The following is an 8,366-nucleotide window of genomic DNA, read 5'->3' on the forward strand; positions in this document are numbered from 1 at the left end:
ATGTCTATGAAAATCAGTGAGAAAAAATTTAATGATCGCGTTGGCGATGGAATTCAAGATTCGTTTATGCGCGGAGCAGTATCTTCTGCACAAACACGCTTATATACGAATCGTTTAAAAGCAGCAGATGAATTAGGAAACTGGGAAGAATGGCGTGAACTCGGTGAAGAAATTCGTCAACATACGTTAGAAAATCTTGATTATTACTTAATGCAGTTAAGTGAAAATGTATCCAAAAGAGGCGGACATGTGTACTTTGCGAAAACGAAAGAGGAAGCAGCAAAGTATATTCAAGACGTTGCAAAAAAGAAGCAGGCAAAAAAGGTAGTAAAATCAAAGTCAATGGTAACAGAAGAAATTAGTATGAACCATGCGCTTGAAGAAATCGGTTGTGAAGTGTTAGAAAGTGATCTAGGAGAGTATATTCTGCAAGTAGATAACGATCCACCTTCACATATTATTGCGCCTGCTCTTCATAAAAATAGAACGCAAATTCGTGATGTATTTAAAGAAAAGCTTGGCTATGAAAATTCTGATGATCCATACGAAATGACAAAGTTTGTTCGTAAACAACTTCGTGAAAAATTTATGGATGCAGAAATTGGTGTGACAGGTTGTAACTTCGCTGTTGCAAATACTGGCTCTCTTTGTTTAGTAACGAATGAAGGTAATGCCGATCTTGTTATGTCGATTCCAAAAACACAAATTGCGGTTATGGGTATGGAACGTATGGTTCCGACAATGGAAGAATTAGATGTTTTAGTTGGTTTACTATGTCGTAGTGCAGTAGGTCAAAAGTTAACAAGTTATGTAACGGTAGCGGGACCAATTCAAGAAGAGGAAGTAGATGGACCAGAAGAATTCCACTTAGTTGTGGTTGATAATGGTCGTTCTCAAATTCTTGGTTCTGAATTCCGTCAAGTGTTGCAATGTATTCGTTGTGCTGCTTGTGTGAACGTATGCCCTGTATATCGACATGTTGGTGGACATTCATATGGCTCTATATACTCAGGACCAATCGGGGCGGTATTAACACCACTTTTAGGTGGATATGATGATTACAAAGAGCTTCCTTATGCTTCTAGTTTATGCGGAGCGTGTACAGAAGCTTGTCCAGTAAAAATTCCATTGCATGATTTATTATTAAAACATCGTCAAGTTATCGTTGAGCAAGAAGGTCGTGCTCCACTTGCAGAAAAATTAGCAATGAAAATGTTTAGTATGGGTGCATCTTCAGCAGCTTTATATAAAATGGGATCAAAGATGGCGCCAGCAGCAATGAGTCCATTTACATCTGGTAACCGTGTATCAAAAGGTGTTGGGCCACTTAAAAACTGGACAGATATTCGTGAATTCCCGGCTCCAAGTAAAGAACGATTCCGTGATTGGTATAAAGATCATAAGAAAGGCGGGGACAAATAATGACAGGATTAATTCAAAACCGTGAGTCCTTTCTAGATAATATTGCAAAAGAACTTGGACGCGCGCGTAAAACGGATGGTGTAAAACGTCCAGTATGGAAAAACAATGTGAATAAAGAAACGTTAAAAAATTATTCACAAGAAGAATTGTTAGAAGTATTTAAAAATCAATGTACAAACATTCATACAACTGTTGTGGAAACGACAAACGACCGTTTACGTGAAGATATTCAAAAAGTAATCGTTGAAAACGGCGGGGGACCGATTATGTTATCGGCTGATGAACGTTTTGATTCTTATGGGTTGACTTCTTTATTTAAAGAAGAACTTCCAAAGCAAAATGTTGAAGTGAACGTATGGGATCCTGAGAAAAAAGAAGAGAATATGCGTATCGCGGAAAGAGCGAATATTGGAATTGCATTTAGTGATTATACTTTAGCCGAATCTGGTACGATCGTTGTACAAAGTCATAAAGGCCAAGGCCGTTCTTTACACTTTTTACCGACCGTATACTTTGCTATTATTCCACGTGAAACACTTGTACCTCGTATTACACAAGCAGTTGAGGATATGAACAAGCGTGTAGAAAATGGCGAGACAGTGGCATCTTGTATTAACTTTATTACAGGACCTAGTAACTCGGCAGATATAGAAATGAATCTTGTTGTCGGAGTACATGGACCATTAAAAGCAGTATATTTCATCGTATAAAATAGGGGAAAGCAGGCCAGAAAATGGCCTGCTTTTTTAATAGAATAGAGATAATATGAAGTAGAAGTTCTCTCCTTTTTTTGCTATGTTCTTCTGGAAAGGAGAGGAAGGGATGTTCACTTATGTATATGCATTGTTAGCGGGGATGGTGTTTGGTTCTTTTTTTATGGTAATTGCGATGAGAGTTCCGCTAGGGGAGTCTATCATAACCCCGCGTTCATATTGTCATTATTGTAAGTATGTGCTAAAGCCAAAAGAATTGATTCCAATCATTTCTTTTTGTATGCAAAGAGGGCGTTGTACGAATTGTAAGAGGAAAATTTCAATTTTGTACGTAGTATTTGAACTTGTAACTGGAATGATATGTCTTCTTACTGTATATATGATTGGGGTGGAACGAGAGCTTATTATCGTTTTATCACTTTTTTCGTTACTTCTTATTATTTCAGTTACAGATTACATATATATGTTAATTCCAAATCGTATTTTAGCTTGGTTTGCTTGTTTACTCATTTTAGAATGTGTTTTTATACCGTTAGTCACTTGGATAGATAGTATAGTTGGTAGTTGCGTTATATTCATTTTGTTATACTGCATGCAAAAGATATATCCAGAAGGGCTTGGGGGAGGGGATATAAAATTACTTTCGTTACTTGGATTTATAGTGGGACTGAAAGGGATTTTTATCGTTTTATTTTTAGCATCTTGCTTTAGTCTTTGTTTCTTTGGAGCTGGTCTCGTATTAAAACGTATGAAAATGAGGACTCAAATACCGTTTGGTCCTTTTATTAGTCTTGGGGCAATATGTTACATGTTGGTCACGTATGCAAAATAGAGAGGGGATAGAAAATGAATGTATATATGGATGATCAAAGAAGTTGTCCGTACGGTTACGTGCTCGCAACTACAGTAGAATGTGCTTTGCAAATGGTACGAGATTATGAGGTAAATGTTCTTTCCCTTGATTTCAATATGGGATGGGGAGAAAAAAGTGGATTAGATTTTGTAGAGACTTTTTGTAAAGAGGGGCTATATGTGAATGAAATACACTTTCATACGAATGATGTCATCGGTATGCATAAGATGAAACAGAGAATGGATAAGGGAAAGGAAGAAGGAGAGATTAACCCTAATCTTGTTGTTAAATATGTGGGGAGCTAAAAACTCCAAAGTAAAACTTTGGAGTTTTTAATGTTTCATATGCGCTTGCAACGGAATGATTTCTTCTTGTTGAGCTGCTCCTAATTCAGTTTCTTCTTGTTTCACGTCAGGTACTTTCTTTGTTAAGTAATGGTATACCATACCGACAAATACAGACCCGCCAATAATGTTACCAATTGTAACTGGAATTAAGTTATGAATAGCACCTGCAAAAGAAATTGTCTCTGGATGCGGTGAAACTAAAGATAAAGCAAACAGCGATAAGTTTGCGATGCTATGCTCGTAACCAGATAAGAAGAATGTGAAAACGAGCATCATCATTATCATAATTTTTGCTGTATCACCTTTAACTTGAGAAGGTAAGAAACAAGCAAGACATACAAGCCAGTTACATAAAATTGCTTTAAAGAATAGTTGCATTGTAGGTGTATTCATTTTTCCCTCAACGACTTTATTCATGAAATGACTGTGATCAATTGTTTCGAAAATTCCAGTGGCATAAAATAGTAAGGCAAAGAATAAAGCGCCAGCTAAATTGCCTGCATAACAAGTAACCCAGTTACGAAGTGTATCAGATATTGTTGTTTCTTTTCTTAATGTTGCTACAGTGAAGTACATTGTGTTTCCAGTAAACAATTCAGCACCACCATATATAATAAGTACGAGGGCAATTCCGAAAAACATAGAAGCAGCTAAATAAGTTGCTGGTGAATCTGCAATGTGAAAAAAGTTACCTAATTTAAAACATAGTACAATAATAAAACCGATATAAATACCCGCAAGTGCGGCACGAATGAAATATTGCATCGGGTTTGTATCTAACATTTGTTTTTTGCTCTTAGCCAGTTTGACAACATAATCTAATCCTTGTTCTAGCATGAGTAATACGCTCCTTTAGTACATCATCTATAAAATGAAACTTTAATCAGTGGGGGGGTTCTTCATCTCCCACTGATTATTAGTTGAACCAATCGGGCTTTTATGGGCAGTTGATCCCCACCTAACTTCTTTGTTTTCGCTGAATTTTGAGGTGGGGGTCTTACTGCCCATTAAAGCGGGATAAATGCTCCTTATATGAATAAAGTACATCGATTCTGTCATAGTTTCAATAAGTTTGTGCAATGTTTCACAAAAAGGACATACATAGACGGAGAAAACGCTTACAAATAATAGTATAATAGAATTTTTCTGGACATAGAGAGGGGACAAGGAAAAAAGAAAAAGCGCTGTAATTACAGCGCTTTTTCGTCTAAATTCTTTTCTACTTTTGTTTCTACTTCTTTTGAGAAGAACCAACCACCAGCTGCGATTCCAACTAATACAATCCAGAATGTAAGCTTCCATGGTGTAGATTCTGGGAATGAATGCGGAATTACATTTAATGCAGGGTGTGCTAACGTATAAACTGCTAGTTTCACACCAACCCAACCTACAATTAAGAATGCCGCAGTTTCAAGTCCTGGTTTACGTTTTAAAATTTGTACGAAAGCAGTTGCCGCAAATCGCATAATGATTAATCCGATAAGTCCACCTACAAAGATAACAACGAATTGCCCAGTATCAAGACTACCAATTGTACCTAAACCTGTTTTTGGTAAAGTCATTGCTAATGCAACAGCAGCTAAAATAGAATCAACTGCGAAGGCGATATCTGCAACTTCAACTTTAAATACAGTCCACCAAAAGTTCTCTTGTTTTTTCTTTGCTTCTTTTTCTTCTGTTTCTTCATCTGTATTCTTTTTAACATACGTTTTAAATAAGTGATTACCAGCGATAAACATAAGGTAAATGGCACCGATTGCTTGCACTTGCCATACGTCCACTAGGAACGAAATCATAAATAACGATCCGAAACGGAAAACAAATGCCCCTGCTAATCCATAAAATAGTGCTTTCTTTCTTTTTTCTTCTGGTAAATGTTTTACCATAATTGCAAGAACAAGAGCGTTGTCAGCCGCTAAAATCCCCTCTAGTGCAATTAGGATGAGTAATACCCAACCATACTCCAATAATAATGATACATCCATGTACATTCTCCTCTCATTTCTATAAGTACTAAATAAGTGAAGAATTCCCCACTATTTAGTTTCCCCATACTCCTGCCTATTAACTTTAGAAGAATTTGGAAATGGATGCAAAAAAGACCTCTGCCGTTAATAGGCAAAGGTCTTGCTAGACATATGTAATGAAAATGCCAACAAAGCCGGAAGAACTAAGTTCTACGTAATGACGACTTTGTTTCCAAGAAATATTCTTGGACGCTACTCCCCTTTGGAGATATGCTATTGTACTCTCATTATATGGATAATTTATACGGTTGTCAACCTGTTAAAATGTCTTCATTCGGATATTTTATTTTCCGGTTCTTTTTACGTGCAAATGAAAAAGCTAATGTTAAAGGCCCCATCTTCCCAAAAAACATCATAAAGATAATAATAGCTTTTCCAATCATCGTTAAGTGTGGTGTGAAATTCATACTGAGACCGACAGTCCCAAATGCTGAAAATACTTCGAAAGCACTCATCAATAGAGGAACTCGCTCAGTAATGCTTAAAATTAAAATAGCAAAAAAAATAAATGAAATAGAAATAATAGCGATGGTCAATGATTTGACAATGAGAGTATCTTTAATGGATTTTTTAAACACGACAATATCGTCTTGTTCTTGTAAAAATTTAAATACCCCAAAAAACATGATTAAAAAGGTTGTTAATTTAATCCCACCGCCAGTTGAAGCACTACCGGCTCCGATAAACATTAGAAGCATCATTAATAAAAGGGAAGGCTTTGATAATGCGGAAATATCAACTGTATTAAACCCGGCAGTACGCGTTGAAATAGCTTGGAAATAAGCAGCCATGCCTTCTTCAAATGGGGTAAAGCCTCTCATAGAAAGAGAATTGTGAAACTCGAATATAAAAATAAAAACAGTCGCAATAATATTGATGATTAGAGTAGAAGAGAGCATAAGTTTTGAGTGTAATGTAAGGTTTTTAAAATTTTTCTTTCTTTTTATATCTACGATTACTGTAAAACCAATCCCCCCTAAAATAATGAGGGAGGAAATGACGAGATTGACAAGAATGCTGTGAGAGTGGGACATTAAATTATCGCTCCAAACAGAAAAACCTGCATTGTTAAAAGCAGAGATGGAATGAAAAAAGCTATAATAGATCCCTTTAGCAATCCCATATTTCGGTACCCATTCAAAAGAAAGAATGAAAGCAGCGATACATTCGACTGTAAAAGAGAATAAAAATAATGCTTTGGCAAGACGAATGACACCGCCTATATTCGTTTGATTTAATGCTTGTTGTAGTAAAATTCGGTTTTGAAGGCCAATTTTTCTGCCAAGCATAATCGCAATTAAAACAGCAAAGCTCATAATGCCAAGTCCGCCCACTTGTATAAGTGTTAAAATGACACATTGGCCAAATAAGGTAAATACTTTCCCAGTGTCCACAACACCAAGCCCTGTAACCGTACAAGCAGAAACGGTTGTAAATAAAGCATCGAGCCATGAAATAGACGTCGTTGTAGCAATTGGCAATTTTAATAAGCATGTACCGATAATTGATAACATAATAAAAGACAAAGTAAGAACACGGGGAGGACTCATGTGAATGTTAATCCGTTTCATGTTACATATCGTTCCTTTCAGTTTGCTTTTACTAGTATGTGAAAAAGCACCATTATGTATGTTAAAAATAGAAAGAGGCAGAGAATATCTGCCTCTAAGCCATATGTTATATTGTTATCCACGTAATTGTTGTTGAGCTAAAGAAACAAGACGTTTTGTTACTTCACCGCCAACTGATCCGTTAGAACGTGATGCAGTATTAGACCCTAAGCTTACGCCGAATTCTTGTGCAATTTCATATTTAAATTGATCAAGTGCTTGTTCAGCACCTGGAACTAGTAATTTGTTTGTTTTTGCCATGATGATACACATCCTTATGAGTAATCCAGTTCAGCTAAGTATGTATCTGAACTGGTACCGTTATTTTATGTGGAACCGGCGTGCTCATACGCGGAAGTAATCGGTGTGATTAGAAGTTATTGGATAGAAAAAAGAGTAGCAATTTTTGCTACTCTTTTTTTAGTATTGTCGCTGTACCTTCCACGACAATATCATCCGATTGATTATATATATTTGTTTGTAACGTAATGATTTTTTTATCGTCACGTTTTTTGATGACCTCTGCCACAACGCGAAGTGTATCGCCGATTTTGACAGGAGCGCAGAATGAAACGTTTTGAGATAAATAAATCGTATTTTTACCCGGGAGTTTCGTTCCAAGGATGGTAGAAATAAAACTTGAAACGAGCATACCATGAGCAATACGTTCTTTAAACATTGTCGTTTTTGCAAAAGAATCTAAAATATGAATAGGATTCACATCTCCAGTCAATTTTGCAAAATTGATAACGTCCTCATCCGTAATCGTTTTTGTAAGTGATGCTTGATCACCGACTTGAATCTCATCATAACGAAGCTCCGGGACGGTTTGTGCTTCTTGAAATGGATTCATTTTGTCCTCCTTCTTTTCCATATCGAAAAATGCTAGCCATCTTGATGTAGTAGGAGGAAGAAAGAGTTTTGTTTGTGCTGCAGTTAGCTCCCACATTTTTCTTACTTGATGGAAGTAAATAGATTTTTTGAGTTTTCCTCGAACTTTTTTGCGAGTTCCAACTGTTTTGTCTTGAAATCTTCCAAAAAACCTTCTAACTGTTTTTGAGCCTCTTCACGTTGTAATTGTTGTTGTTCAATAAATTGCTTCGTTGTTTCTTCAAATTGACCGCTTGTTTGAGTAAGGATAGACAAAGATGTTTTTGTAGGAGAAACAGTTAGCTGTTGCATATGAGCAGAAAGTTCTTTCCACTTGTCTTGCCACTCATTAATTTGATCATTTAAGGAGTTTCCTGTTAATTGCTTCACGTAATCTGTATATTGATTATTGAATTGAGTAGTGAATTGTTGCAGTTCTTTTTCCAGTTCATCTACTCCTGATGTTAATTTATGCAAAGCGTCTTGTTGTTGTTTTAATGTTTCTAAAGTAAGTTGCTCTAATT

At 36.2% G+C, this 8,366-nt stretch carries 10 protein-coding genes and 1 riboswitch; of the genes, 4 read left to right on the top strand and 6 right to left on the bottom strand.

The genetic code is table 11. The annotated features are described in order from the left end of the window. From MR083_RS19095 to MR083_RS19110, 4 genes are all read left to right on the top strand, one after another. On the top strand, positions 1-1,422 hold the full coding sequence (locus MR083_RS19095) for a LutB/LldF family L-lactate oxidation iron-sulfur protein (protein ID WP_000061914.1): 1,422 nt from the start codon (positions 1-3) through the stop codon (positions 1,420-1,422). Next, entirely contained in the window at positions 1,422-2,132 is a 711-nt protein-coding gene (locus MR083_RS19100) for a LutC/YkgG family protein (protein WP_000147201.1), read from the top strand. Before MR083_RS19095 ends, MR083_RS19100 begins: the two co-directional genes overlap by 1 nt. Before the next feature lie 112 nt (positions 2,133-2,244). After that, positions 2,245-2,967, top strand: a complete 723-nt coding sequence (locus MR083_RS19105) for a prepilin peptidase (protein WP_000495750.1) — start codon at positions 2,245-2,247, stop codon at positions 2,965-2,967. 14 nt (positions 2,968-2,981) lie between these two features. Continuing rightward, a complete protein-coding gene (locus MR083_RS19110; protein ID WP_001103781.1) occupies positions 2,982-3,293 on the top strand; it encodes a cyclic-phosphate processing receiver domain-containing protein in 312 nt (103 codons plus the stop codon). A gap of 27 nt (positions 3,294-3,320) precedes the next feature. On the opposite strand, the gene MR083_RS19115 is transcribed toward MR083_RS19110, so the two are convergent. The 6 genes from MR083_RS19115 to phaP all read right to left on the bottom strand — a co-directional run. Further along, a complete protein-coding gene (locus tag MR083_RS19115) occupies positions 3,321-4,172 on the bottom strand; it encodes a formate/nitrite transporter family protein (RefSeq protein ID WP_000893047.1) in 852 nt (283 codons plus the stop codon). Positions 4,173-4,525: 353 nt separating this feature from the next. Then, the gene (locus MR083_RS19120; RefSeq protein ID WP_000383322.1) at positions 4,526-5,320 is read right to left on the bottom strand and encodes a TerC family protein; all 795 of its coding nucleotides are present in this window, start codon (positions 5,318-5,320) and stop codon (positions 4,526-4,528) included. Positions 5,321-5,409: 89 nt separating this feature from the next. Beyond that, positions 5,410-5,575, bottom strand: a riboswitch (yybP-ykoY riboswitch). Between the two features lie 38 nt (positions 5,576-5,613). Next, complete coding sequence (locus MR083_RS19125; protein ID WP_000822320.1) at positions 5,614-6,933, bottom strand: TrkH family potassium uptake protein; 1,320 nt, start codon at positions 6,931-6,933, stop codon at positions 5,614-5,616. A gap of 114 nt (positions 6,934-7,047) precedes the next feature. Next, positions 7,048-7,233: an alpha/beta-type small acid-soluble spore protein gene (locus MR083_RS19130; RefSeq protein WP_001140707.1), complete on the bottom strand. Its 186-nt coding sequence runs from the start codon at positions 7,231-7,233 to the stop codon at positions 7,048-7,050. A 148-nt stretch (positions 7,234-7,381) separates the two neighbouring features. Beyond that, a complete protein-coding gene (locus MR083_RS19135; RefSeq protein ID WP_001067914.1) occupies positions 7,382-7,825 on the bottom strand; it encodes a MaoC family dehydratase in 444 nt (147 codons plus the stop codon). Positions 7,826-7,926: 101 nt separating this feature from the next. Continuing rightward, the coding region (phaP, locus tag MR083_RS19140; RefSeq protein ID WP_242269709.1) for a polyhydroxyalkanoic acid inclusion protein PhaP at positions 7,927-8,366 on the bottom strand (440 nt) is incomplete at its 5' end.

This window comes from Bacillus cereus group sp. BfR-BA-01408, assembly GCF_022663305.1.
Classification (GTDB): domain Bacteria; phylum Bacillota; class Bacilli; order Bacillales; family Bacillaceae_G; genus Bacillus_A; species Bacillus_A pacificus.